The organism is Pontibacter pamirensis (assembly GCF_010015475.1).
In the GTDB taxonomy this organism is placed as follows: Bacteria; Bacteroidota; Bacteroidia; order Cytophagales; family Hymenobacteraceae; genus Pontibacter; species Pontibacter pamirensis.
This window is the reverse complement of sequence record NZ_SSNI01000007.1, coordinates 59,905-84,380: the sequence shown is the minus strand read 5'-3', so window position 1 is coordinate 84,380 and position 24,476 is coordinate 59,905. Positions and strand designations below refer to the sequence as shown.

22 protein-coding genes are annotated in these 24,476 nt (G+C 48.7%); 9 read left to right on the top strand and 13 right to left on the bottom strand.

All coding sequences use genetic code 11. The features are described 5' to 3' along the window. Window positions 1–232 precede the first annotated feature (232 nt). The 5 genes from meaB to E1919_RS08305 all read right to left on the bottom strand — a co-directional run bounded on the left by meaB (window position 233) and on the right by E1919_RS08305 (window position 5,385). Complete coding sequence (meaB, locus tag E1919_RS08325) at window positions 233–1,213, bottom strand: methylmalonyl Co-A mutase-associated GTPase MeaB (protein ID WP_162052894.1); 981 nt, start codon at window positions 1,211–1,213, stop codon at window positions 233–235. 160 nt (window positions 1,214–1,373) lie between these two features. Continuing rightward, window positions 1,374–2,492, bottom strand: a complete 1,119-nt coding sequence (locus E1919_RS08320) for a YncE family protein (protein WP_162052893.1) — start codon at window positions 2,490–2,492, stop codon at window positions 1,374–1,376. A gap of 68 nt (window positions 2,493–2,560) precedes the next feature. After that, window positions 2,561–4,186 carry an alpha,alpha-trehalase TreF gene (treF, locus tag E1919_RS08315; protein WP_162052892.1) on the bottom strand — a complete coding sequence of 542 codons (1,626 nt, stop codon included), beginning with the start codon at window positions 4,184–4,186 and terminating at the stop codon, window positions 2,561–2,563. A 445-nt stretch (window positions 4,187–4,631) separates the two neighbouring features. After that, on the bottom strand, window positions 4,632–4,838 hold the full coding sequence (locus E1919_RS08310) for a hypothetical protein (RefSeq protein WP_162052891.1): 207 nt from the start codon (window positions 4,836–4,838) through the stop codon (window positions 4,632–4,634). Window positions 4,839–4,986: 148 nt separating this feature from the next. Further along, on the bottom strand, window positions 4,987–5,385 hold the full coding sequence (locus E1919_RS08305) for a hypothetical protein (RefSeq protein WP_162052890.1): 399 nt from the start codon (window positions 5,383–5,385) through the stop codon (window positions 4,987–4,989). 60 nt (window positions 5,386–5,445) lie between these two features. Between E1919_RS08305 and E1919_RS27550 the strand changes: the two genes are divergently transcribed. Together E1919_RS27550 and E1919_RS27545 are read left to right on the top strand one after the other, a co-directional pair. Continuing rightward, window positions 5,446–5,607: a hypothetical protein gene (locus E1919_RS27550; protein ID WP_237144164.1), complete on the top strand. Its 162-nt coding sequence runs from the start codon at window positions 5,446–5,448 to the stop codon at window positions 5,605–5,607. Window positions 5,608–5,613: 6 nt separating this feature from the next. Next, window positions 5,614–5,949: a transposase gene (locus E1919_RS27545; protein ID WP_237144163.1), complete on the top strand. Its 336-nt coding sequence runs from the start codon at window positions 5,614–5,616 to the stop codon at window positions 5,947–5,949. A 188-nt stretch (window positions 5,950–6,137) separates the two neighbouring features. Here E1919_RS27545 and E1919_RS08295 read toward each other — a convergent pair whose 3' ends face one another. The 5 genes from E1919_RS08295 to E1919_RS08275 form a co-directional block, all read right to left on the bottom strand. Next, on the bottom strand, window positions 6,138–7,055 hold the full coding sequence (locus E1919_RS08295) for a restriction endonuclease (RefSeq protein WP_162052889.1): 918 nt from the start codon (window positions 7,053–7,055) through the stop codon (window positions 6,138–6,140). 93 nt (window positions 7,056–7,148) lie between these two features. Next, a complete protein-coding gene (gene scpA / locus E1919_RS08290; protein WP_162052888.1) occupies window positions 7,149–9,293 on the bottom strand; it encodes a methylmalonyl-CoA mutase in 2,145 nt (714 codons plus the stop codon). Between the two features lie 110 nt (window positions 9,294–9,403). Next, on the bottom strand, window positions 9,404–9,811 hold the full coding sequence (locus E1919_RS08285) for a YybH family protein (RefSeq protein WP_237144161.1): 408 nt from the start codon (window positions 9,809–9,811) through the stop codon (window positions 9,404–9,406). Continuing rightward, complete coding sequence (locus E1919_RS08280) at window positions 9,783–11,645, bottom strand: methylmalonyl-CoA mutase family protein (protein ID WP_237144159.1); 1,863 nt, start codon at window positions 11,643–11,645, stop codon at window positions 9,783–9,785. The genes E1919_RS08285 and E1919_RS08280 overlap by 29 nt, the downstream gene beginning before the upstream one ends. A gap of 78 nt (window positions 11,646–11,723) precedes the next feature. Then, complete coding sequence (locus tag E1919_RS08275; RefSeq protein ID WP_162052887.1) at window positions 11,724–12,104, bottom strand: YkvA family protein; 381 nt, start codon at window positions 12,102–12,104, stop codon at window positions 11,724–11,726. 281 nt (window positions 12,105–12,385) lie between these two features. Here E1919_RS08275 and E1919_RS08270 point away from each other — a divergent pair, with 281 nt between their 5' ends. Continuing rightward, complete coding sequence (locus E1919_RS08270; RefSeq protein ID WP_162052886.1) at window positions 12,386–13,738, top strand: amidohydrolase; 1,353 nt, start codon at window positions 12,386–12,388, stop codon at window positions 13,736–13,738. Window positions 13,739–13,981: 243 nt separating this feature from the next. Here the strand turns inward: E1919_RS08270 and E1919_RS08265 are convergent, their stop codons facing one another. After that, a complete protein-coding gene (locus E1919_RS08265) occupies window positions 13,982–15,379 on the bottom strand; it encodes a T9SS type A sorting domain-containing protein (protein ID WP_162052885.1) in 1,398 nt (465 codons plus the stop codon). 182 nt (window positions 15,380–15,561) lie between these two features. On the opposite strand from E1919_RS08265, the gene E1919_RS08260 reads away from it, so the two are divergent. The 3 genes from E1919_RS08260 to dnaA all read left to right on the top strand — a co-directional run bounded on the left by E1919_RS08260 (window position 15,562) and on the right by dnaA (window position 18,795). Continuing rightward, window positions 15,562–16,317, top strand: a complete 756-nt coding sequence (locus tag E1919_RS08260; protein ID WP_162052884.1) for a 5'-nucleotidase C-terminal domain-containing protein — start codon at window positions 15,562–15,564, stop codon at window positions 16,315–16,317. A 14-nt stretch (window positions 16,318–16,331) separates the two neighbouring features. Continuing rightward, complete coding sequence (locus E1919_RS08255; RefSeq protein WP_162052983.1) at window positions 16,332–17,264, top strand: bifunctional metallophosphatase/5'-nucleotidase; 933 nt, start codon at window positions 16,332–16,334, stop codon at window positions 17,262–17,264. 106 nt (window positions 17,265–17,370) lie between these two features. Further along, on the top strand, window positions 17,371–18,795 hold the full coding sequence (gene dnaA / locus E1919_RS08250; protein ID WP_162052883.1) for a chromosomal replication initiator protein DnaA: 1,425 nt from the start codon (window positions 17,371–17,373) through the stop codon (window positions 18,793–18,795). Window positions 18,796–18,879: 84 nt separating this feature from the next. On the opposite strand, the gene E1919_RS08245 is transcribed toward dnaA, so the two are convergent. Together E1919_RS08245 and E1919_RS08240 are read right to left on the bottom strand one after the other, a co-directional pair. Next, window positions 18,880–19,389 carry a hypothetical protein gene (locus E1919_RS08245; protein WP_162052882.1) on the bottom strand — a complete coding sequence of 170 codons (510 nt, stop codon included), beginning with the start codon at window positions 19,387–19,389 and terminating at the stop codon, window positions 18,880–18,882. A 60-nt stretch (window positions 19,390–19,449) separates the two neighbouring features. Beyond that, window positions 19,450–19,884 carry an OsmC family peroxiredoxin gene (locus E1919_RS08240; RefSeq protein WP_162052881.1) on the bottom strand — a complete coding sequence of 145 codons (435 nt, stop codon included), beginning with the start codon at window positions 19,882–19,884 and terminating at the stop codon, window positions 19,450–19,452. A gap of 310 nt (window positions 19,885–20,194) precedes the next feature. Between E1919_RS08240 and E1919_RS08235 the strand changes: the two genes are divergently transcribed. The 3 genes from E1919_RS08235 to rseP all read left to right on the top strand — a co-directional run bounded on the left by E1919_RS08235 (window position 20,195) and on the right by rseP (window position 24,463). Then, window positions 20,195–21,700: a GH3 auxin-responsive promoter family protein gene (locus tag E1919_RS08235; RefSeq protein WP_162052880.1), complete on the top strand. Its 1,506-nt coding sequence runs from the start codon at window positions 20,195–20,197 to the stop codon at window positions 21,698–21,700. 223 nt (window positions 21,701–21,923) lie between these two features. Next, complete coding sequence (locus E1919_RS08230) at window positions 21,924–23,069, top strand: 1-deoxy-D-xylulose-5-phosphate reductoisomerase (protein WP_162052879.1); 1,146 nt, start codon at window positions 21,924–21,926, stop codon at window positions 23,067–23,069. 80 nt (window positions 23,070–23,149) lie between these two features. Further along, window positions 23,150–24,463, top strand: coding sequence for an RIP metalloprotease RseP (rseP, locus tag E1919_RS08225; protein WP_162052878.1), 1,314 nt, complete (start codon window positions 23,150–23,152; stop codon window positions 24,461–24,463). The last annotated feature ends 13 nt before the right edge of the window (window positions 24,464–24,476 follow it).

Genomic DNA, 24,476 nt, shown 5'->3' with positions numbered 1-24,476 from the left:
ATTTGTGGCAGGCGGTTTTTTTATGTGGGACGAGGTTGCCTGCTTCAAGCTTTCAGCATTTATTTATCGAAAGGGTGAAAACGTATGGCACGAAAAGTGCCAGTTACAATCAGGCCTCTTGGTAACCACAAGTTGAAAACTTGCGGTATGTATTTTTCTTTAAAACGCAGCTTATCCAAGCTCCCATCCTTGGACAAGGAGGGGTAGAAGTGGTTTGACCCGGTAATGATACTTACACCAACCCCAACAACTCCGAAGCGGCTGCAAAGGCAGATTTCTGCCCTTCCTTTACCTGCGCCGCTATACCAGGCAGCTGCGCTTTTACCTGCTGATGCATATAAAAATGCTCCTCCAGACCTTGCCGAATGGCTTCGTACATCCACTGCAAGTTCTGGCTGTGGCGCTTTTGTTCAAAAAACCCGTTGCTGTGCGTGAGTTGCAGGTAATCGGATATGGTTTGCCAGATAGTGTCGAGGCCGGTTTGCTGCAGTGCAGAGCAGGTGCTGACCTGTGGCAACCAGCCAGAGGCTGCCTTCGGGTAGAGGTGCAGGGCGTTCTGGTATTCGGCACGGGCCATTTTGGCTTTGTCTTTATTGCTGCCATCTGCCTTGGTGATAGCGATGGCGTCGGCCATTTCCATGATGCCGCGCTTGATGCCCTGCAATTCGTCGCCGGCGCCGGCCAGCATCAGCAGCAGGAAAAAGTCCACCATGGCATGCACCGCCGTCTCTGACTGGCCAACACCCACCGTTTCAACAAAAATCGTATCGAAGCCGGCTGCCTCGCAGAGAATGATTGATTCGCGGGTACTTCTGGTAACACCCCCCAAGGATTTTCCAGCGGGAGAGGGCCGTATGAATGCCTGCGGATTAGTTGCCAGCGTATCCATACGAGTTTTATCCCCTAGTATGCTGCCACCGGAGCGTTGGCTGGTGGGGTCGATGGCCAGTACGGCCAGCTTCTTATTTTGCTGCTGAATCAGGTATATACCAAAGGCTTCTATAAAAGTGCTTTTCCCTACACCCGGCACGCCTGTTATACCTATGCGTACGGAACTACCCGCATGCGGAAGCACTTGGTTGATAACCTCCTGCGCCAGTTCCTGGTCGGAATGCAGTCTGCTTTCTACAAGCGTAATGGCGCGGCTCAGCATTACCCTGTCACCAGCTAAAATGCCTGCTACATACTTTTCTGCACTAAATCGCTTGGCCAAGAGTGTCCAGATTTTAGGTTTAAGAATAGAGTGTCTTCTACAAATTTAAAACTATTGTGCTATTTGCCCACTTTTACTATGCCCTAAAAAAGTTAAGAGAAGCCGACCTACAGGCTGGCTTCTCTTATGTAGCAAAATCTTATGTTTTTCTGATAGCTGCCTAAAGCCCTTGCGGAAAGTTTGGCAGGCCTAAATCACTCTTGCGGCCAGCAAGATGAAATCCATCATCCGTATACATGCCCGCCTCAGCTTTTGCATTAGGGTTGCTGATCACGCCAAGATAAGCGTTGTCTCTGCGGGCTACATATATTTTCCCATCAGGCCCTATTTGAAGCGCACCGATTCTGGGACTGGCTGAAGTACCCACTACCACCGCTGATTCAGCTATGGCGTCTGCATCTCCGGCAGATAAATCAAACTGAATAACCTGTGCCTTGCCACCGCCCTTGCCATTTGCAGTGGCGTATAACTTACTGCCATCCGGGGAAAATAGTACGCCATAGGCCTCCTCATACCCTTTCAGGAGATGTGGATTAGAAATTTCCCCTGTGCTGCGGTCAAAGTCCAGTAATTCGAAATTACTGGTGGCATCCCAGAGTGCAGCTGCCAGTTTTGTGCCATCCGGAGAAGGAACCAGGTAGCCGATGGCTTTACTATTCGGGCCGCCGTGCACAGTTCCTACATTACTCAGGACAGGTTTCACGCTCACACCATCCGCTGAAACCAGGAAAGCCATATACCCGTTGCTGTTCCAGCGATGGGCAATCACCCACCAGTCGCGGTTGTTGCTGTGGCGGACAGCCGTGAGTTTTTCCGTGGCCGGGGCTATCATAAAATTGTTTCTGGAGATAATGTCTCCGTTGCCTTCCTGCTTGGTCATATCTATCACACTATAGCGCAGGCCATTCGATTGTGCCTGTATATCAGTGGTAAAAATGTAGTAGGTATTCTCGTTGCCTGGTTTAGGTAAGATAAGAGCCGATTGCGTAGAGGATTTGCCACCCATCAGGCCATTGCCGTTTGGCATTACGCGGTGGTTGCGGTTCCAGACCGTGATACCGTTGGTATAGAGGAGCAGGTTTCCGTCTTTATCAGACAAAGACGCACTTCCTTCTTCTGTAAATATGCGGCTATGTGTCACAGCTGTCACTGTATCCTGAGTAAAGGTGATGCCAGCGCCTTTCCCGAAGTACCAGTTTGCTTTTTCACCTTGTGCAAAGGCTGTAAAACTGCCTGCCAAAAGTAAGGCTGCCGCTGTTATGTGTCTAAAGTTGATCATACATGCACAATTTGTTCTTCAAACGATGCATTTGCAAACGTAGTGCCAAGTGTCTAAATTTTTGCTTATTACCGCTGCAGCGCAGCCTCTTGTTCGGTAATTTGCAGTAATTCTGGGTGCAGCGTAAGCAGCTTGAGCAGTACGCCGTTGGTCCAGCCGAAGCCGTCTTGGTTAGGATATTCGCCACCGCCAGCTTCTAAAGACATATCCTCGACATTATATTTTTCTACCAGTTTCCCCGTCTGCTGAAACACCTCCATGTTACGCCTCGTCCAGTTGCGGGCAATAGTGTCAGCAAGCCGATTGTGTTTGTAGTTGCGGAGTGCCTGTATAGTCATCCACTGCAGCGGTGCCCATCCGTTAGGAGAGTCCCATTGCTGCCCGGTGCGATTTAAGGTGGTCACTACACCGCCGGGCTTCAGGAAGTCAGCCTCTATTTTCTGTGCCACGGATGTAGCTTGGTTCTTCTTAGCCATGCAGAAGTACAGAGGGAACACTGCTGCCAAGGTGGGGATGTTGGTGGTAGTGCCTTTCACAAAATCATAATCGTAGAAAAAGTCATCGTCCTCATTCCAGGTATACTTCAGCAGCGCCTTTTGGCGTTCTTTGGCTCTCTGTTCGTAACGCTTTGCCTCGGCTTTATTTCCCTGCATTTCTGCCATCTGCGCCAGTGTCATTTCGATATGAAAGAGCAGCGCGTTCAGGTCTACAGGAATGATATCAGTGGTATGGATGGTCCCCAGGTTATTGGCGTCTGAAAACCAGCGGCTGCTGAAGTCCCAGCCTGATTCAGCCGCAGCCCTGATGTGGCGGTACAGTTCTTCCGGGTTTCGGCCGGACTCCTGCGCCAGGTGCACGTCTTCGAGGTACGACTCTGGCCTTGGCTTAGGGTTATCGTCCCAGTATCGGTTCAGGATGCTGCCATCCGGTAGGCGCACCACCCGGCGATGCGCAGGATTAGCCGCACTCAATGTGTTGGCACCTTCCATCCAGAAATCATATTCTTTCTTCAGGGCGGGCGCATAGTTAGTCAAAACCTCTTTGCCTTTTTGTTGTGCCAGCACACGCAGCATGAGTGCATAGAAAGGCGGCTGTGAGCGGCTAAGGTAATAGGTGCGGTTGCCGTTCGGAATATGGCCCGTTGTGTTGATAAGGTGCGTAAAGTTGTCTACCATGTTCTGGATGAGCTGCGTTTCACCGCTAGCTTGCAGGCCAAGCATGGTAAAGAAGCTGTCCCAGTAATATATCTCTCGAAAGCGGCCACCCGGCACTACATAGGCATTAGGCAACGGAATAAGTGAACCTGCGTCAGTTCCGGGCTGCCGCGTTAGCACAGGCCACAGTTGCTCGATGTGTTGTATAACGGTCAGGCTGGTGTCCGACCTGAAGTCAGCGGCAGGCTGCGGTGGCATCTCAAAATTATTCATTACAAAAGCCTGCAAGTCAAAGCCTGGCTGATCTTTCTGTTGCCGGTACGCCTGTAAAATCTCATCAGGCGGAGCAAGTGGGGTGGCATCCGGAAAGGTTTTAGAATCAGGAAACACACTTTGTAGCTGTACCTGCTCAAACAGCTCGCCCAGCTGCTCGGCTGGCCTGTAGAATTCCTGCGCCTGCAGTGGCAGTAATGTATAGATGAAGGAAAATAAGAGAAAGAGGAGTGATTTAAAGGTGGTGCTGAGAAAGACTGACTTCATTTTATTTCATATTGTTGGCATTGTGTTCTTACGGAAGAAGAATGGAGAGAGACAAAATTTTAGTTGGTGGGGAGAAATCAAAATACTATAGGTCCTGAACAACTATAACAGCAGGTATATTAGTGTCTCTATAACTAGGACCCGTATAAACGGAAAGGAGAAGAGTCACGTTACTTGAAATCGGTCGGGAAGGTAGGAGCAGTTCTACAGAAAGGATTAATACCAGTAGCATCTCTTCCTTGTATATAATCAGACGGATAAGTACCCTCATAGAATACGCGCCACATGCTTGTCTAACTCAACCGGTTCAGGCACAGTACGAAAGTTAAACATAATGCAAATTTGATGACGCATTACCAAAAATGTTGCTGTACACTAAAAACATGTATGCTGCCTCAGGGAGTGCTGTTTGCTGACAGCAGCACCTTTATCTCCCTGGCTTATTTTATTGTACAAACTGTGTCGTGTCTGTTATGGTGGTGTCTGTGAGTGTATCTGCTGTAGTGTCTTCTAAATCATCATTTCCCAGATAGTCTCCCTGTGTTGTTTCGGGTGGTAAATGCTCTCCGGCAGGTTCGCCACCACAGGAGGCTAAAAGGAAGGAACTACTAAAGAACAGTGCTGCTATAATTGAAATTCTGTTTTTTTTCATAGTTTGATGTTTAACGGGTACGAAGCTTTTATACTCAAATAAGTGCTCTCCCTACTGCTTCTAGGAGAGGCTAGAAGTTAAAAGCTGATGAATTTATCAAGCCACTCAGCAGGATAATATCATAAAACGTGGGTAACATTGTTTAGTTTTACCTCCCGAAGGGGTGCTTCCTAAATGATGCCTGGCTCATGGCATCCTTTTCATATACTGCTACATTATATTCCTGATACTGTTGTGCAAAATTCGGTTCGCCGGGAAACACTTCCTCCGGAGCCGGACTGTCCTTCAGGAAGAAGTATACTTTGGTGTTGCCGTACTTGGTATGTGGCATGAACTCGCCGTACGTCTGCATCTCCTCCCACAGCGTATCTGCCACCGTCACCGCATATATCCTAACAATGGGACCTGTGTTGTTTTCATTCCGGTACATCGCCACTTCCTTAAAATCTCCCGCTAAATCCTGCGGACCTGGTTGTGAGAAGGAGTCGTAGATGAACCAGATAACGAGAACGGCAGAAAGGGCAATGAGTATGTATTTTAATTTCATGGTGGGGTGAAGGTAATATAATTGTCAGAACAGTTAACCTGTTGCTGCGTGTTTAGTTATATGAGCACCAAATATAAAGTATACCATCCGGAAGGCATCTACTTCATCACATTAACAATAGTGGAGTGGGCAGATGTGTTTACCCGACGCGATTACTGCGAATTGTTCTGTGACAGCTTGAGCTATTGTCAGCGTGAGAAAGAGCTGACACTTTATGCCTAGTGCATCATGACGAATCATGTTCATTTAATCTGTTCTGCCCCAAGTTTGCCGAATGTGATGCGGGACCTAAAGAAATATACTGCTCGTTTCCTGGTGGAGGCCATCAAAAGCAATCCAAGAGAAAGTAGAAAAAACTGGCTGCTCTGGATGTTTAAAAAGGCCGCTGAAAAGAGCGCAAGCCACGGAGAATACCAGTTCTGGCAGCCAGGAGGACACCAGGTAGAGTTAAATGACAATGAACTAATGGAGCAACGGCTGGAGTACCTGCATCAGAATCCGGTAAAGGCTGGCTTTGTGGAAGAGCCAGTGGTATTACAGCAGTGCCCGGGATTATGCCGGTAAAAAAGGTAGACTAGAGGTAGTGCTGATGGAGTAAATGTATAATTATAATATTAAATTCTGGCGCCGGAATCTATCCAGTGCCGGGGGTGGGTGTGAGTCTCCAGACTCACTTTTACAACATTACAAGTGAGTCTGGAGACTCACACCCACTATACTTCACCGGTTGGATACCGGCGCCAGGGAATATTTTATTCTTCTCCGAAGTAATCTATATCTAATCTTTTTACCTCGTATTTTGAAACAGGTGTGACTCCCAAATTATAATCAATCATGTATTGTGCAAGTTGCTCCCCATCTATCAGAACAATTTTTGTTTCATTACGGGGTGTGTATGCTTGAGCCTCTGTCGTAAATCGTGAGGTTGTGATGAAAACGCCTTTCTTTGCTCCGTGCATGGCTAAAGCACCGACGAAAGCCTGAACATCGGGTCTACCAACCGGATTGTTTTCATTCCATCGCTTTGCCTGAATATAGATAGCATCTAAGCCTAATTTATCTTCTTTAATTATACCGTCAATGCCACCGTCACCGCTTTTTCCAAGTGCTTTTCCGGCATCTCTCAATGAACCTCCATATCCCATTTTTACCAGTAGTTCCACCACAAGCTTTTCAAAAAAAGAGGGTGGTAAGCTTTGAATTTTAATAAGCAACTCCTGTGCGAGTGCCTTTCTGATAGATAAGTACGCTATGTCCATTGCCTCTTCCGGTGTTTTATCAGCATCTTCGTTGATAGAAACTGCTTCTCCAGCAGCGCGTGTATTATCTATGCTCTTAAAATCCCTGAACTCTGGAAACTGAAGTAGAAAATTGCTGCTGATTTTATCAGGTTTGGAAGCTAATATATCTAAACCTCGTGGCGTAATTTTGAAATGAGCACGTCTGGTTGCCTCTAATAGCTGCGCCTTCTTAAAATAGGTAATAGCCCATCCAGTACGGTTTCTTACAACAGGTTCCTTACCACTTGGTATTACTTCTTCCCGCTCTTCATCTGTTAAACCAAAAACATTTGATAAGTAGTTTACCGCATCTTTTGTAGCATGTTCTTCTTTGTCACCTGCAAACTTTAGAAGAGGAAGCATCAGTGTCTGATAATCAGGAATAGCCATAGAGGGTGTTGATATATTACGGTTCTAATATAAATTAAAATCCCATGTTGACCAATTTGCCAGCATGGGATTTACACTATAAAACGAATACAATCACCCCTCCACCCGCTTCATCAATTTCTCCAGTATATTCTGTGCGGCTACTGAGATAATAGTACCCGGGCCAAACACGCCTGCTGCACCAGCCTTAAACAGGAAGTCATAATCCTGGGCTGGGATTACGCCGCCAACGATGACCATGATGTCTTCACGGTCCAGTTTGCGGAGTTCTGCAATCAATTGCGGTACCAGTGTTTTGTGGCCGGCTGCCAGCGAGGAAACACCCACCACGTGCACGTCGTTTTCGGCGGCCTGCATGGCTACTTCGGCTGGCGTCTGGAACAGCGGGCCTATGTCCACATCAAAGCCGAGGTCAGCGAAGGAGGTGGCAATGACTTTGGAGCCGCGGTCGTGACCATCCTGGCCCATTTTGGCAACCATGATGCGCGGGCGGCGGCCCTCCAGTGTCTCAAACTTGTCGGCTAAGGCTTTTGCTTGCTCGAAATTTTCGTCGTCAGATAGTTCTGCGGAATACACGCCTGATATTGCTCTAATGGTTGCTTTGTGTCTGCCGAATACTTTCTCGAGGGCATCTGAGATCTCGCCTAAAGTTGCGCGGCGGCGGGCTGCAATCACAGCTAACTCCAGCAGGTTACCAGTGCCGGACTCTGCGGCATCTGTTAGAGCCTGCAGCGCATGCAGCACACTAGCCTCATCTCTGGAAGACTTGACACTCTCCAGGCGGCGCAGCTGCGATTCCCGCACCACAGTGTTGTCGATGTCCAGAATATCAATTTCTTGTATTTGGTCTGGCCTATACTTATTAACGCCTACAATCACATCCTTGCCAGCGTCTATACGCGCCTGCTTGCGGGCGGCGGCCTCTTCGATGCGCATCTTCGGCAAACCAGTTTCTATGGCTTTGGCCATGCCCCCTAACTCCTCTACCTCCTGAATCAGCGTCCATGCCTTGTGTGCAATTTCATGCGTCAGGGCCTCCACATAGTAAGAGCCACCCCAGGGGTCCACTACTTTGTTGATGTTGGTTTCCTGCTGCAAGTAAATTTGCGTGTTGCGGGCGATACGGGCAGAGAAATCTGTTGGCAGTGCTATAGCCTCGTCCAGGGCATTGGTGTGGAGGCTTTGTGTGCCACCTAAGGCAGCGGCCAGCGCTTCCACGCAGGTGCGGGTCACGTTGTTGAACGGGTCTTGTTCTGTCAGGCTCCAACCGGAGGTCTGGCAGTGCGTGCGCAATGCCAGCGATTTGGGGTTCTTCGGGTTGAACTGCCTGATGATTTTGGCCCACAGCATACGGGCAGCACGCATTTTGGCAATCTCCATGAAATGGTTCATGCCGACGGCCCAGAAAAAGGATAAGCGCGGCGCAAAGTCATCTATGTCCATACCTGCCTGCAGACCAGTACGCACATATTCCAAGCCATCCGCCAGGGTATATGCCAGTTCAATGTCTGCGGTAGCACCGGCTTCCTGCATGTGATAACCGGAGATAGAGATAGAGTTGAAGCGAGGCATATTCTTAGAAGAGAACTCAAAGATATCCGCAATGATTTTCATGCTCGGCTCGGGCGGATAAATATAGGTGTTGCGCACCATAAACTCCTTCAGGATGTCGTTTTGGATGGTGCCATTCAACTGCTCCGGCTTCACGCCCTGCTCTTCGGCTGCCACAATGTAAAAAGCCATAATCGGCAGCACCGCTCCATTCATGGTCATCGACACCGACATCTTATCCAGTGGAATCTGGTCGAAGAGGATTTTCATGTCCTCCACCGAGTCAATGGCTACGCCGGCTTTGCCCACATCACCCTCCACGCGCGGGTGGTCGGAGTCGTAGCCGCGGTGTGTGGCCAGGTCGAATGCAACCGACAAGCCTTTCTGGCCACCGGCCAGATTGCGGCGATAGAACGCGTTGGACTCCTCAGCGGTAGAGAAACCAGCATATTGGCGGATAGTCCAGGGTCTTTGCACATACATAGTGCTGTAGGGGCCACGCAGGTAGGGCGGCAAGCCAGCTGCAAAGCCTGTGTGTTCAAAAGCCTGTGCATCCTCCGCCGTATAAAAGCTTTTTACCTCTATCTGCTCAGGGGTTTTCCAGGGCTTAGCCCCTGTCGGAGCCTTCGGGCCTTTATCCGCAGCAGCTACTTTATTTATATCTATTTTAGAAAAGTCAGGCTTCATATTTAGACGTTAGATATTAGATGAAAGGCATAAGACTTAGCTGAACAACATGCTACGTCTCCTCTCTTTTGTTTTTACGAACAACGAAAAACAGGCAACGAACAACGATTTCAACTCGCGTGTTCGGACGTGGCAACCCACCTGCCTTCTACTTTTTTCCAAAGTTGCGAGGAGACGCCGCCCATTAGTATGGCATCGTCTTTTTCGATTTTCCACCGGAAAACGTAGAACACCGCTTCAGGTGATAGGTGCTCAATGTGTAGCGGCTCATAGGTATAGGTACCCATTAGGCTGGGGTCAGCAAAATCAGTCCGGAACATATCCAGTACTTCCTGGTAACCTCTTTCTACGCCGGCTTTGCTTATCCATAGCATTTCCGGAGAGTTCCAGTAGAAGGTCATGGCCTTTTCCAAGTCACCACTGTTCCAGGCTTGCACCTGGGCATCAAGCGACTGTTGCACTGCCTGCACAGCCTCGCTATGGGGAACATCAAGCATTGCCATCGCCTTCTGCATCATGTAGTCTTTTGTGAATGAGCTCCATAAGGGTAGACATATCGCAGCCATCAAATATGAAGTCATCATACCCGTAGGCGACCATTTCTTCCTTCATTTGCTGCGGATCATCGGCCAGAATAATGGTTGGTTTTGCATGATGATTTCGTAACCTTGATCCAAACTCGTTCACATAAGCCTTCTCGGATGCGGAAATCACCACGACCTCGGCTGCGGCATGCGTGAGTCTGTTTGAGGCGCCTTCTACAGAGTCGAACTGCTCTACCGTCGTGTCAAACCCGGCACAGCTGAAGAACTCCTGCGCAAAGGTCGCGTTTACGTGACGCTGCACCGCCTGCCCGATAACAGCCACAACCGCTTTGGGGCGTCGTTTGCGTTTGCGCAGGTGCAGCTCTGTGGCCATCCGCATCACCTCCGTAGGGTAGGCGGCACGGGTGGTGTCAAAATCAGCGCTCTGGATAAGAGCTTCCGGGTCGAAATCAATCTTCTCCTTTGGGTTCGGGTATTTGTTTGTGCCCACCAGCACATCACGGCCAGTGGCAACATTCCGGAACTTCCTGCGGCTTACCTCTGTAATGCTGCCCAGTATAAACCCGCTGTCATAGGCAGCTTCAAAGCCTCCCTGCCCTTCTACCTTCTTAAACAGTTCCCAGGCACTGCTGGCCAGTTCATTTGTCAGCGACTCAAGGTAATAGGAGCCGGCGGCAGGGTCGAGGGCCTTGTCTAAATAAGCCTCCTCTTTTAGTATGATGGACACATTGCGGGCGATTCGCTCTGAGAACTCGCCCGGTTTCTCAAATGTGCTGTCGAATGGTTCAACTGTAAGAGAATCACAACCGGCCATTACCGCCGACATAGCCTCTGTGGTCACACGCAGCATGTTCATGTAAGGGTCGAGAGTGGTCTGGAACCAGCTGGAGGTGCTGCTGTGTATGCGCAGCTTCCCTGCAAACGCAGGTTCTGCCTGGTAGGCCTCTACCACGGCCGCCCACAGCAGGCGGATAACGCGCAGTTTCACGACCTCAAAGAAATAATTGGTGCCTGCAGCCATACTAAACTGCATGTTGCGCAGCACCGACGAAAGATGCTCCCCGGCCTTCGTGAGACGGTGCACATAGGCTACTGCAGCGCTAATGGTGTAGGCAATCTCTTGTGTAACAGAAGCCCCGATGCTGCTAAAGTTGGTGCCGTCTACCGTTATACCGTAAAAATCGCTGCTGTCTTTGGTCAGGTCAAGCACCTGTATGATGTTTTTATTTTCGTCATGCGTCAAGGAGCCTTTGCCTGTCATTGGGTCGTAGTTCACGAATCCGTGCAGGTTGCGGTGCGATACTTTCTTTTCCTTTAAAGCAGCATATAGGCCCTTCAAAAAGCTCTTGGGCTGCTCCTGCAGGGTATAGCTAACGGTATGTTTGCTAAGGTCAATCTGATTGATGAGGTAGTCTATATCAAACACTTCATGCTGCTGTATTACAAAATGAATGCCGTCAGCCCCTCTGCGTAACGCATCCGCGGCTTTGTCAATAGCGGAGTGGCCATCATCCGCTACCTTTATCTTTTGTATGTTTAGCCAGCTGTTATCACCTGATTTGTTGCCACGAAGAAAAGGGAAGTTCCCCGGCTTTTGCTTCAGAAAGGGAAGTCCGGCAATATCTTCTGCTGCATAGTATGGCTTTACATCAATGCCTTCGTAGGTGTGCCAGGTCAGGTTTTCGAGGGGCGTGTCGCGCAGGTCTTTCCGTGCTTTCTGCTCCCAGTCGGCTGCCGTTACAGGTTTAAACTCCGGGAAAAGGCCCTGCGCATGCTGCTGCTCGTCGGTCATGTTGCTTTCGTTCATGTGTGTTGTAAAGATATACTTTTTACTCTACGAAGTAAATGTGCGGCTGTGGCCCTATAAGGGCGGATAAAACAGAAATTAATCGATTCGGTTCATGTAGGCTTGGTACATCCAATAGCCAATCAGCAGCCATACAATCACAATTACGGCTGCCATGACATAGTTGGGTTTCCGTTCGTGCATCTGCTCCTTTGCCAGCTTCCGGTAATGGTCCAGCAGGCGTTGCGGTACTAGTTTGATAGACAGCCAGATGCCCAGCGGCAGAATCAGCAGGTCGTCGAGGTAGCCCAGTAACGGTATAAAGTCAGGGATCAGGTCAATTGGGCTGAAGGCATAGGCCACCGTAATGACCATCACGACCTTTGCCGCAAAAGGTATGCGCGGGTCCTGGGAAGCCAGGTATAGCGTAAATATGTCCTCCTTTAGTTTCCGGACGAGTTCTTTCCATTTTCGAAGCATGGTTTGTTGTACGGGAAAGAGAGGGGTTGGGAAGTTAGATAGTTAAAGAGTTAGAAGGTTAGAAAGTTCGTTTCCTGGCGCCGGATAAATTCCGGTGCCAGGTTTAGACTTTACTCATTATTTAACTGATTGGTACCTTCTGCTTTAGAACCTGCATCCAAGGAAATATGCTGCGCCAGTGAACCAGCCGGAGGCGTAGGTGGTTTGCATAGCGGTAGAAGAAGAACTGTAGCAGCAAAAGGAAAAATCAGTATCTTCAAACCTTCACTTAAAAGAGAAACATGATCAGGAATAATAATTGGAGCAGGCGCACGCTGCTGGTGGCAGCGGGGCTGGTGCTGCTGGCTGCACCCGCCATGGCGCAGGATAGCAGGTTAGTAGCGAAAGCAAACAGCATGGCCGATAAAGTAGAGCCGAAGGTAATTGAGTGGCGCCGTGATTTCCACGCGCACCCGGAGCTCGGGAACCATGAAACAGAAACGGCTGCTAAAATTGCAGCGCAACTGAAGAAGTTTGGTATCGAGGTAGAAACCGGTGTGGCGCATACTGGCGTGGTCGGTATCCTGAAAGGCGGCAAACCAGGGCCAGTGGTAGCGCTGCGGGCTGATATTGACGGACTGCCGGTAACGGAGCGAACGGATGTGCCTTTTGCCTCCAAAGCCAAGGGAGTTTATAATGGCCAGGAAGTAGGAGTGATGCACGCCTGCGGGCATGATACCCATATTGCCATGCTGTTGGGTGCCGCCGAAGTGCTTTCCGGCATGCGGCAGGACCTGAAAGGCACCGTAAAGTTTATCTTTCAGCCAGCCGAAGAAGGTGTGCCTGAAGGGGAAGAAGGAGGAGCAAAGCTGATGGTAAAAGAAGGTGTGCTGGAGAAGGGGCCAAAGCCGGAAGTTATATTCGGCCTGCACATCAATTCTCAAACCGAAGTGGGTAAGATTAAGTACAGGCCGGGCGGTACTATGGCCAGTGCTGATGTGTTTAAAATCAAAGTAAAAGGAAAGCAGGTACACGGGGCTTACCCGTGGGGTGGTGTAGACCCTATTGTTACGTCAGCACAGATCATTAACGGCCTGCAAACTATCATTAGCCGCCAGACAGAGCTGCCGGAAGAGGCTGCCGTGGTGACAGTGGGTATGATTCACGGTGGCGTGCGCAATAACATTATTCCGGAGGAGGTGCAGATGGAAGGTACTATCCGGGCGCTCGACACCGAGATGCAACAGAAGATACACGAGAAGATCCGGCTCACGGCTACCAAGATTGCTGAAAGTGCCGGTGCCACGGCCGAAGTTACCATCATTCCGCAGACGCCGGTTACCTACAACGATCCTGCCCTGACAGATAGAATGCTGCCTACTTTGCAGTCGGTGGCGGGGCGCGACAACGTGATTTTAAGCAAGGCTGTAACGGGTGCAGAAGATTTCTCTTTTTACCAGGAGAAGATTCCGGGACTGTTCGTGTTTGTGGGCGGTATGACCAAGGGGAAAAAGCCGGAAGAGGTAGCGCCTCATCATACCCCTGACTTCTTTATAGATGAAAGCGGTATGAAACTGGGCGTGAAGACGCTCACAGCTCTAACGCTGAATTACATGGAGGGAAGAGGGAAAAGCAAAAGCAGCGTAGGCTTGTAACAGGCGGTAATTGCGCAAACTTAATTTCAAGCTGAAGTCCCAGCGGGACGATCTGTTGATAGAAAATAATTTTGTTAAGCTTTAGCTCCAGAGGAGCGACCTGTTTACTTTTATTCACAGGCGGCTCCCCTGGAGCTAATTTGCTTTCACATTATTAGGCTATCAACAGTTTGTCCCGCTAGGACTTTTGCACAACATAAGTTATAATAACAGTAAAGGCAGCCTTTTGAGCTGCCTTTACTGTTATTGCACCACCAATCTGCCAGTGCCTATCGGTTTATGGCGGCTGGTGATGGTATAGAAGTATAAGCCGCCAGCCAGAGCGGCGGGCTTCGTTAAATGGTTACTGCCGGGTTTGAGCGAGAGTACGCCTACTGCCTTTCCTGTTGCATCAATCAGTTGCATGCGCATGGCAGGCATGTCCGGAGCCTCTATCACGAATCTATTAGAAACGGGGTTGGGGTAAAGAAGAAATCCTGCCTTGGCAAGCTCTCCCTCAGTTGACGTTGGTTGCTGTTCTCCTACTACAAGGTAGGCGTAGCTCCAGTCGAAATAGTGAGGCTGATAATACGTTCCCTGTTCAGGACCAATATCTGCTTGTCCGCGCATCCCAATAATGTAAGGCTCCTGGCGCACGAGGTCAGCAGCAGGGGTGAAAGTGAGGGTGACAGCTTGCCCGCCTGCAGAATCACGCATCACAACATTGGGAGAGGCAAGGTCTAAGGTGTCAAGGTCACTGAACTGCCTGGCATAAAGTGAAAAGTTAGCGCCCGCTACGTTTCTCAGGAAATACTCCAGTTTAAATGGCTGGTCGGGGCGGGCAAGTATAGAACCATCATAATTTACAACAAGCCTGTCCTGGTTCAGTAGTGTGAGCGTGGGCTGCTGTGCACGATCTATTACATGGAAATTAAAATCAATTACGGTGTACCCGATGGGTTGCCCATTGCGATGTTCTGTGATTTTGACAGCTACGGCATACTCACCTTTCAGTGCTGGCGCCCTCCAACGTAGTTCTCCAAACTTATCTATTGTGAGCCCTTCCGGAAATGAATAACCCGGTATGTTCATGCCACTTCCTTCTGCAGTACCCTCTTTAGGAATGACCAAAGCATAAGTCAGTTTATCTCCATCAGCATCATAAGAGATAAAATTGTGCTTTGTTTCTTCTCCGGTGTAAGCCACAAAAAGTGGTGTGCTGGCAAGCTTAACTCCATTATTATTTACCAAAAGCGGGTTTACTTTTACATTCGTGTAGATATAAAAGGACTTTTGGTCTGATGGTGCGGGGATATTGATTTGATTTAAGTTCCTGCCTGTGCGTGTATAAACTACAATAAAGTCACCGGTAGTAGCATAGGCATAGCTCCAGATATATGTATCAACACTATATTGTTTGCTATATGCTTTTACCTCCATGCGGGGTACTTCTACTGTATTACCATCTCCCATACTAACATTGATTATTGGTTCGTCTGCGGAAGAAGCAATATCCTTATAGATGGTTTGGGTAAAGTGGTACATGCGCGGATTCTGCGGGTCTACAGAGTAGCTGATGTAACCGCCCGCTATGTGCGTGGCATTTACAAACAGCGGCAGCAGGAGCAGTGCTAAGGCGCTAACGATCAATTTTGCTTTCATAGAAGAGAAGTGTTGGTAGTTTAACACAAGATACCAAGTTTCAACACTAATCAGTAGAGAAATATAAAAATATTTATACTCTTTTTCAAGGGAATCGGCTGTAAAGTTTTATAGCCGAACCTACTCCGTTTGGTAAGTGTTGCAGAGGCTGATAACTTTGAGTACAATTTCAGAATAAACACATGACCTGTTATTTTTCAAAAACCACAGCCGCTCTGCTACTGGCCCTCAGCCTGGCTTCGTGCCAGCGCACCTGGGTCGCTTCGCCCAGCCTGGCAGAGACTGATGTGCCGGTAGATAAAACCATTGCCGCCGACCCGCAATATGAGGCCCGGATTGCGCCCTACCGGGAGCAGGTAACAGCCAAGATGGAGGAAATCATAGGCACGGCCCCAGTGGAGTTAGGAAAGGCCGACTATCAGTCTCCTTTAGGCAATTTTGTGGTAGACCTGATGCTGGAGCAGTCCAGAAGCCTGTATGACGGACAGATAGACATGGCTACCACCACCAATGGCGGCTTGCGCGTGCCTGTTCCGATGGGTTCGGTGAAGGTGGGTACTATTTTCGAGCTGATGCCCTTCGAGAACGAACTGGTTGTGCTGACTCTGGACGGAAACACCGTGAAAGAGTTTTTTGACATTGCCGCCGAGGCGCGCTATGCGCCCATCGCGAATGCCACCTTCACGGTGCAGAATGGCAAGGCAATTGATATAATGATTGGTGGCGAGCCACTGGACCTCAGCCAAAATTATACAATTGTTACGTCCGATTATTTAGCGGGTGGTGGTGATAATCTGAGTGTGTTCAAAAAAGCATTGAAATCAGAGAAGGTAGGTATCATGATGCGGGATGCCATTATGCAGCAAATCCGGCAGCTGACAGCAAAAGGTCAACCGATAGGTGCCGACACAACCATGCGTGTAACCATCCTCCCATAAGTTCAAAAACCATGATTAACAGAAGAGACTTCCTGAAAAACACAGCACTTGGGGCGGCTGGTGTCACGCTACTTGGGCTGCCATTCTCGGCAGAGGCGGCACAAAACATCAACCTCACCATTCTGCATACCAACGACCAGCATTCGCGCATCGACCCTTTTCCGGACGATGGCCGCAAATATGGCGGTATGGGTGGCATGGCGCGCCGGGCCACCCTGATTGAGCAGATCCGGAAAGAAGAGCCAAATGTGCTGCTCCTGGATTCCGGTGATATATGGCAGGGCACTCCTTACTTCAACTTCTTCGGTGGTGAACTGGAGTTTAAGCTGATGAGCGAGATGAAGTATGATGCCGCCACGCTAGGTAATCATGACTTCGATAACGGCCTGAAGGGGCTGGAGCGCCAGTTACCAAATGCTGCGTTCCCGTTTATCATAGCCAATTACGATTTTTCCGGTACAATTTTAAAAGACCGTTTTCAGCCGTCCAAAATTTTTGAAAAGCAGGGCGTGCGGGTTGGCGTGTTCGGGCTTGGAATTGAGCTGGATGGCCTTGTAGGCAAGAATAACTTTGGCGAAACAGTTTACCAGGACCCGGTGGCTGTGGCGCGGGAGATGGTGCAGGAGCTGCGCGGGAAACAAAAGTGTAACCTGATAATTTGCCTTTCACACTTAGGGTATAGTTACAAAGAGGAAAAAATTGACGACCTTAAGCTCGCAAATCAGGTAGAAGGCATCGACCTGGTTTTAGGGGCGCACACCCATACTTTCCTTGAACAGCCTGAGGTTGTGCAACATGAGAGCGGCCACGAGACGCTGGTAAACCAAGTGGGTTGGTCGGGCTTGTTTCTGGGCCGGATTGATTTTGCCTTCAATCGCAGGTCGAAGAAGAAAACAGATGTGAGAACGGCTGCTCTGCCAGTTAACACACCTGTAACAACTTCGTAAAAAAATAATTTTTTGTTTAAGGATATTTAATCAAATTTGTAACCCCCCTGCCTCTAAGGAGAGGTTTGTTTCACTCAAACGGAACTTATGCGTTTTGGAAAATTGGATGATCAAAGACTGTTCGACTGTATGGAGTAACTGCCTGCAGGTGATAAAGGAAAACATTGGCGAGCAAAGTTTTAAAACTTGGTTTGAGCCGATTAAGCCTATATCGCTGCGGGATAGTGTACTGACGATACAAGTGCCTAGCCAATTCTTTTATGAATGGCTGGAGGAGCATTATGTGCAGCTCTTAAAGAAGGTCATCTATCAGGAACTGGGCAGCGAAGGCCGCCTGGAGTATTCCATTATCATAGACCGTGGCAACGAAGCAAATAAGCCACAGACTGTTAACATACCCACAAAGAAAATACCACAGGCTGTTGTTAACTCTTACAGGCCGGAGCAAAACTTTATAAAAAGCCCCTTCGAGTCTAAGACCATTGACCGGAACTTCCTGAACTCGCAGCTGAACTCGGCTTATAACTTCGAAAATTACATTGAGGGAGACTGTAACCGCCTGGCCCGCTCAGCAGGTTTCGCCGTGGCGAATAAGCCGGGTACAACTTCTTTTAACCCGCTGATGGTATATGGCGGTGTGGGGCTTGGCAAAACGCACCTCGTGCAGGCCATAGGCAACCACATCAAAAACAGCAACCCGGATAAGTTTGTGCTGTATGTGTCGTCGGAGAAGTTTGTAAACCAGTTCATTGAGTCGGTAAAAACAAACAACGTACAGGACTTCGCCAACTTTTACCTGCTGGTGGATATCCTGATCATCGACGATGTACAATTCCTAAGTGGCAAAGACAAAACGCAGGAAATGTTCTTCCACATCTTCAACCACCTGCACCAGTCCGGCAAGCAGATCGTAATGACTTCCGACTGTCCGCCACGCGACCTGAAGGGCCTGGAAGAGCGACTTTTATCCCGCTTTAAGTGGGGCCTGACCGCTGACCTGCAGAGCCCTGACTTCGAGACGCGTATGGCCATCATACAGAAAAAGATGCAGAGCGACGGCATTGACATACCGGATAACGTGGTGGAGTACCTGGCGTACAGCGTGGATACAAACGTACGTGAACTGGAAGGGGTGTTGATTTCGCTTATTGCCCAATCGTCCCTGAACCGCAAAGAAATTGACCTGGAGCTTGCCAAGCAGGCCCTGAAACATATCATAGAGGATGTAGAGACAGAGGTAAACCTCGACTTCATCCAGAAAACAGTGGCAGAGTACTTTCAGGTGAGCCTAGACTCGCTGAAAGCCAAAACGCGGAAGAAAGAGATCGTGACAGCGCGGCAGGTAGCCATGTATTTTGCAAAAGAGTTTACCAGCCATTCCCTTAAATCCATAGGCTACCACTTCGGTGGCCGCGACCACAGCACTGTAATCCACTCCGTGCAAACAGTGTCAGACCTTATTGACACAGACAAAAAGTTTAAAGTAAGCATTCAGGAGCTTCAGAAGAAGTTTAAGTCGAAGGCAGGCTAATCAGAAACGAATATTGTATATATAAAAAAGGCCGGGGCTACACTAATATGTAGCCCCGGCCTTTTTTATATCATTTTGGGCATGTCAAGTGGTGTAGTTAGCCGTTTCCGTTAACGAAAAGTTATGCTCTACGCCTAAATCCCTGATTTTGGTCTTAATCTTCTCAAGGTCTTTCTTTTTACGCACCTGTTTCAGATCTAAATAAACTTTAGAGTCGTCCTTTAGTGTAATACGAAGCGCCAGCGGCGAAATATGCACCGCGCTTATTTCTGGTATTGGTATGATGTGCTTAGTTCTGAACACTCCAAACTTCTGAACAATGTACTGCCGCGTCACCTCAATGTAAGACTGCACTCCAAACACAGATGTGTTTTGCAGGACTACATATCCCAGAAAAACGATTGCCAGCCCAAAGAAGGCATAGTAAAAGTAATTCTGGTCATTTGTAGGGTTTTGAGACAAGAGCAACACAGATGCCCAGGCGAGCCAGAAAAGCGCGAGTACGATCTGTACCGTAAAAGAAAGCTTTGCGCTGCGTGTAGGGCTAAGCTGCACAATAAGGGAAGACCGAGCACTACTGCCAGATGCTGCCATATTCAGGGGTTAAAGTAAAACATAAGCGGCTTCAGTATCGCCTCCCCGCAATATAATAATTTATTCTTTAAGAGTTGCCTGCACCGTTATCTCCGGAACAGATGCCAACGCTTTCGACACTGGGCAACCGGCTTTCGCTTTCTGCACCAGTTCCTGAAACTTGTCATTGTCTAAGCCGTCTACTTTCGCCTCGGTAGTCAGTTCTATCTTCTCAATTAGCGGTCCGCCGTCTTTTTCACCAAGGTATACATTTGCCTTTGTCTCCACATACTCCGGCGATAGGTTCTCATTTCCCATCAGGGCGCTCAGGAACATAGAGAAGCAACCGGAATGAGCGGCTCCAATCAACTCCTCCGGCGAGGTGCCACTGGTACTGTCGCCAAAGCGTGAGGCATAGGTGTATTTCGCCTGTACGGCACCATTTCCGGTTTTTACTTCGCCGTTGCCGTCTTTCAGGCCTTTGTTCCATCTTGCTTCTGCTTTGTGTTTTTTCATAGTTTTATGGTTTTTATAGTATAATGTTTTTATAGTATAATAGATAATAGTATAAACTTAAACTGGTGCAGGAGGTTTTGAACTTTCTAAAAGAAACATTGCTCAGGATAGATAAAAAGACAAAAATATGGCATGGGTGCTGTCAGAACCAAGGTTTTGCCTCCTTTCACTAATGATTTATTCCATGTATAGAAGCCTTGTGGCATGTACAGTTATACCATGTAGATTTACTTAATAATTCTATCTTCCTGCCGGATTATGACAATGCCGCTTTAACTATTTATCTTTACCTCACATCAAAAGGAGTTGTATGGGTGTAAAAGCATTGTTGAGCAAGCCATTGGCCGCTTATGTGCACAGAAAGCATCAAAGCTGGATAGATAACCCGGTGGAGGCACAGCAGACAATTTTTAAAAATATCCTGCATAAAGCGCAGCACACCCGCTTTGGCCGCGATCATGGTTTTCCCGGCATAAAATCGCATGCCGATTTTGTAAAGGCTGTTCCTGTGCGTGATTATGAGGGATTGAAAGGCTATTTTACTCAGGTAAAACAAGGGGAGAAGGATGTGTTGTGGCCCGGGAAACCTTTGTACCTCGCTAAAACCTCGGGCACTACCTCGGGTACCAAGTATATTCCCATTACCCGCGATTCTATATCGAACCATATAGATGGTGCCCGCGACGCATTATTGGCTTATGTATTTGAAACAGGACGCTCTCAGTTCCTGGATGGTAAGCTGATATTCCTGTCCGGAAGCCCTGTATTAGAGGAAGTGGGCGGCATACACACGGGCCGTTTGTCAGGTATAGCCAACCACCACGTGCCGGGTTACCTGCGCACGAACCAGCTACCGAGTTACGAGACCAATTGCATTGAAGATTGGGAAACGAAGCTGGACCAGATCATTGAAGAGACCATTGACCAGAACATGACGCTCATCTCGGGCATTCCGCCTTGGGTGCAGATGTACTTCGATAAGCTGATACGGCAGACAGGGAAACCCATCAAAGACATCTTCCCGAACTTCCGGCTTTTCGTGTATGGAGGCGTTAACTTTGAGCCATACCGTAAAAAGCTATTTGAGTCAGTTGGCAGGCAGGTCGATTCCATTGAGCTGTTTCCGGCTTCAGAGGGCTTTTTTGCTTACCAGGACAAGCAGAACGACAGTGGGCTGCTGCTGTTGCTGAACTCTGGTATCTTCTATGAGTTTATCCCTACGGAGGAGTTCTTCAACGAAAACCCCACCCGCCTCACCATCGGGGAGGTAGAGGTAGGCGTGAACTATGCGCTTGTTATCAGCAGCAATGCCGGCCTTTGGGGCTATTCTATTGGAGACACGGTGAAGTTTACCTCTGTAAAGCCCTATAAGCTGATTGTGAGTGGGCGCATCAAGCACTTTATCTCTGCATTTGGCGAGCACGTGATAGGCGAGGAGGTGGAGAAGGCGATGAAGCTGACGATGGCAAAGTTCACCAATGTAGAGCTAATTGAGTTTACAGTTGCCCCCTTCGTGAGCCAGAGCCACGGCCAGTCTTATCACGAGTGGCTGGTAGAATTTGCACGCGCACCACACAACCTGGATGCTTTCGCGAAAGAACTGGACGAGCAATTGCAGAAGCTGAACTCATACTACTACGATTTAATCAAAGGCAATATCCTCCAGCAGCTTAAAGTTACCCCGCTCCCGCCAGGCACCTTCCGCGAATACATGAAGTCGCAGGGCAAGTTGGGCGGGCAGAACAAAGTGCCCCGGCTCAGCAACGACCGCAAGTTAGCAGACGGCTTGCTGAAAGTCAGCAAATTAAAATATTGAAAGGGTAATCGGACAGCGTACAGTCTTTCTGGAAGAATCCTATTGGCGAAATCAACAGCTTGAAGATTCAGTCACAAGTTCCTTTCAGGGTGACAGCATAATTTAAATCCATTTCGGACAGATACTTCATCAAATTTGAAAGCATAGCGGCTGTTCACCTGAAGAAAACAATTAAAACCGGCACAAACCGAGCGTGCAATGGCTTGTGTCTTAAGTAGATAAAATGAAGAGAATAGCCATATTAGGCTCCACCGGTTCCATTGGTACACAGGCGTTAGATGTAATAAAAGCCAACCCTGAAAGCTTTGAAGTGGAGGTGATTACTGCCCACAGCAATGCCGACCTGCTGATTCAGCAGGCACTGGAGTTTAAACCCAATGCTGTTGTTATTGCTAGAGAAGACCTGTACGAGCAGGTGCGAGACGCGCTGCAGCAGGCAGATGTGAAAGTGTATGCCGGAACCAATGCCCTTTGCTCGGTGGTAGAAATGGGCACCGTGGACATGGTGCTCACGGCCATGGTAGGTTATGAAGGCTTGCAACCTACCATTCGGGCTATAAAAGCTGGCAAGCAAATTGCCCTAGCAAACAAAGAGACGCTGGTAGTGGCAGGGCAGCTGGTAACAGGCTTGGCGAAGGAATATGGGGTGAACATATATCCTGTAGACTCAGAGCACAGTGCTATTTTCCAGTGCCTTACAGGAGAATTTCATAATCCAATCGAGAAGATTATACTGACGGCCTCAGGAGGACCGTTTAGAGGACGCACCACGGAAGAACTGGCGAAGGTAACAAAGGCGCAGGCGCTCAAGCACCCGAACTGGGAGATGGGCGCCAAAATCACCATCGATTCTGCCTCTCTGATGAACAAAGGGCTGGAGGTGATTGAGGCGAAGTGGCTGTTTGGCTTGCGCAACGAGCAGATAGAGGTGGTGGTGCATCCGCAGTCTATTATACACTCGCTGGTGCAGTTCGAGGACGGTTCTATCAAAGCGCAGCTTGGTCTGCCGGATATGAAGCTGCCGATACAGTATGCACTGGCGTATCCGCAGCGCCTGAAGTCGGATTTTCCGCGGTTCAGCTTTATGGATTACCCGCAGCTGACCTTTGAGCAGCCGGATCTGAAAACGTTCCGGAACCTGCAGCTGGCCTTTGATGCGATGGAGAAAGGTGGCAACATGCCCTGTATCCTCAACGCAGCTAACGAGGTGGTAGTTAGTGCCTTTCTGCGCGATGAAGTAGGCTTCCTGCAAATGTCAGATGTCATCGAAAGCTGTCTGGCAAAAGTTGCGTATATTGCGAATCCTTCTTACGAGGACTATGTTAGTACAGATAAGGAGGCAAGAAAACGTGCTGCCGAACTTATTTGAAGTATTAAAAACAAGTAAACTATAGGCCTGTTGCTGTAAAGGCAAGAGCCGGACCAAAAGTGTTAATTTTTTCTTTTTAGATGGATATAATTGTAATGGTGGGCCAGCTCATACTGGGCCTGACGATACTGGTAGGGCTACATGAGTTAGGACACATGCTGACTGCCAAGTGGTTCGGAATGCGGGTAGAAAAATATGCTATCGGCTTTCCTCCAAAAGTATTTAGCAAGAAGTTTGGCGAGACAGAATACATGCTGGGCATGATTCCACTGGGTGGTTTCGTGAAAATCTCCGGTATGGTGGATGAGTCCATGGACACAGAGGCGCTGAAAGAGGAGCCGAAGCCGTGGGAGTTCCGCGCTAAACCCGCTTGGCAGCGCCTTATCGTGATGATGGGCGGCATCATAGTGAATGTTATCACGGCCATCGTGATATACATTGCCCTTACCTATAACTATGGCGAGAGCTATCTGCCTGCTTCTGAGGTAAGGTATGGCGTGGTGGCAAACGAGATTGGGCAGGACATGGGTTTTGAGACAGGCGATAGAGTGGTGGCCGTAAATGGCAAAGAGCTCGAGAAGTTTAATGATGTATACTCCATGGATGCCTTGCTCGGTTCTAATTCCTACTACACGGTAGAGCGCAATGGCCAAATGGTAGACATACAGGTACCGCTAGACCTGATGGATCAACTGGCAGATAGAGAAGACCGGATGTTCTTTGTGCAGCCGCGTTTACCTTTCAGGGTAGGGGATGTTGTTGCCGGTAGTGCTGCCGATAAAGCAGGTTTGCAGGATGGCGACATCATTACCAGAGTGAACGGAGAAGATATCCAATTCTTCCACGAGTTTCAGCAGGCCATGCAGGAGCATAAAGGCGAAGCAGTTTCCATGACGGTGAAACGCAACGATAAGCTTATCAAACTGAAAACGGAAGTAAGCGAAGACGGCACAATTGGTTTCCATTCAGAGCCAATGCTGCAGTATGCTACCCGCGATTATTCGTTAGGGGAGTCTATCCCAATGGGTGCCGAACAGGCCTTTGGTGTGCTCACTGCACAGGTTGCAGGATTCGGCAAGATCTTCCGTGGCGAGGTTTCAGCCTCAAAATCTCTTAGCGGCCCGATAGGAATTACACAGCTTTTCCCGGATACGTTTAACTGGTACAAGTTCTGGTCTATCGTAGCCATGCTTTCCATGGTGCTGGCTTTTATGAACTTCCTGCCAATACCTGCACTGGACGGTGGCCACGTGGTATTTTTAACATACGAGATGATTAGCGGGCGCAAACCTTCTGATAACTTTCTGGAGAACGCCCAAAAAGTGGGTATGGTTTTATTGTTAGGCTTAATGGCATTTGCTATCTTTAACGATGTGTTCAAGTTGATCTTCTAACCAAGAGTTCCAC

Bases quoted from the DNA above. Each gene is read 5' to 3' on its own strand.
- scpA (WP_162052888.1), bottom strand. From the start codon at position 9,293: ATGAAGCCTGACTTTTCTAAAATAGATATAAATAAAGTAGCTGCTGCG.
- E1919_RS08235 (WP_162052880.1), top strand. From the start codon at position 20,195: ATGGGTGTAAAAGCATTGTTGAGCAAGCCATTGGCCGCTTATGTGCAC.
- rseP (WP_162052878.1), top strand. From the start codon at position 23,150: ATGGATATAATTGTAATGGTGGGCCAGCTCATACTGGGCCTGACGATA.
- dnaA (WP_162052883.1), top strand. From the start codon at position 17,371: ATGATCAAAGACTGTTCGACTGTATGGAGTAACTGCCTGCAGGTGATA.
- E1919_RS08310 (WP_162052891.1), bottom strand. From the start codon at position 4,838: ATGAAAAAAAACAGAATTTCAATTATAGCAGCACTGTTCTTTAGTAGT.
- E1919_RS08240 (WP_162052881.1), bottom strand. From the start codon at position 19,884: ATGAAAAAACACAAAGCAGAAGCAAGATGGAACAAAGGCCTGAAAGAC.
- E1919_RS08245 (WP_162052882.1), bottom strand. From the start codon at position 19,389: ATGGCAGCATCTGGCAGTAGTGCTCGGTCTTCCCTTATTGTGCAGCTT.
- E1919_RS27550 (WP_237144164.1), top strand. From the start codon at position 5,446: ATGAGCACCAAATATAAAGTATACCATCCGGAAGGCATCTACTTCATC.
- E1919_RS08280 (WP_237144159.1), bottom strand. From the start codon at position 11,645: ATGAACGAAAGCAACATGACCGACGAGCAGCAGCATGCGCAGGGCCTT.
- E1919_RS08305 (WP_162052890.1), bottom strand. From the start codon at position 5,385: ATGAAATTAAAATACATACTCATTGCCCTTTCTGCCGTTCTCGTTATC.
- treF (WP_162052892.1), bottom strand. From the start codon at position 4,186: ATGAAGTCAGTCTTTCTCAGCACCACCTTTAAATCACTCCTCTTTCTC.
- E1919_RS08320 (WP_162052893.1), bottom strand. From the start codon at position 2,492: ATGATCAACTTTAGACACATAACAGCGGCAGCCTTACTTTTGGCAGGC.
- E1919_RS08265 (WP_162052885.1), bottom strand. From the start codon at position 15,379: ATGAAAGCAAAATTGATCGTTAGCGCCTTAGCACTGCTCCTGCTGCCG.
- E1919_RS08270 (WP_162052886.1), top strand. From the start codon at position 12,386: ATGATCAGGAATAATAATTGGAGCAGGCGCACGCTGCTGGTGGCAGCG.
- E1919_RS08295 (WP_162052889.1), bottom strand. From the start codon at position 7,055: ATGGCTATTCCTGATTATCAGACACTGATGCTTCCTCTTCTAAAGTTT.
- E1919_RS27545 (WP_237144163.1), top strand. From the start codon at position 5,614: ATGACGAATCATGTTCATTTAATCTGTTCTGCCCCAAGTTTGCCGAAT.
- E1919_RS08285 (WP_237144161.1), bottom strand. From the start codon at position 9,811: ATGATGCAGAAGGCGATGGCAATGCTTGATGTTCCCCATAGCGAGGCT.
- E1919_RS08260 (WP_162052884.1), top strand. From the start codon at position 15,562: ATGACCTGTTATTTTTCAAAAACCACAGCCGCTCTGCTACTGGCCCTC.
- E1919_RS08230 (WP_162052879.1), top strand. From the start codon at position 21,924: ATGAAGAGAATAGCCATATTAGGCTCCACCGGTTCCATTGGTACACAG.
- E1919_RS08275 (WP_162052887.1), bottom strand. From the start codon at position 12,104: ATGCTTCGAAAATGGAAAGAACTCGTCCGGAAACTAAAGGAGGACATA.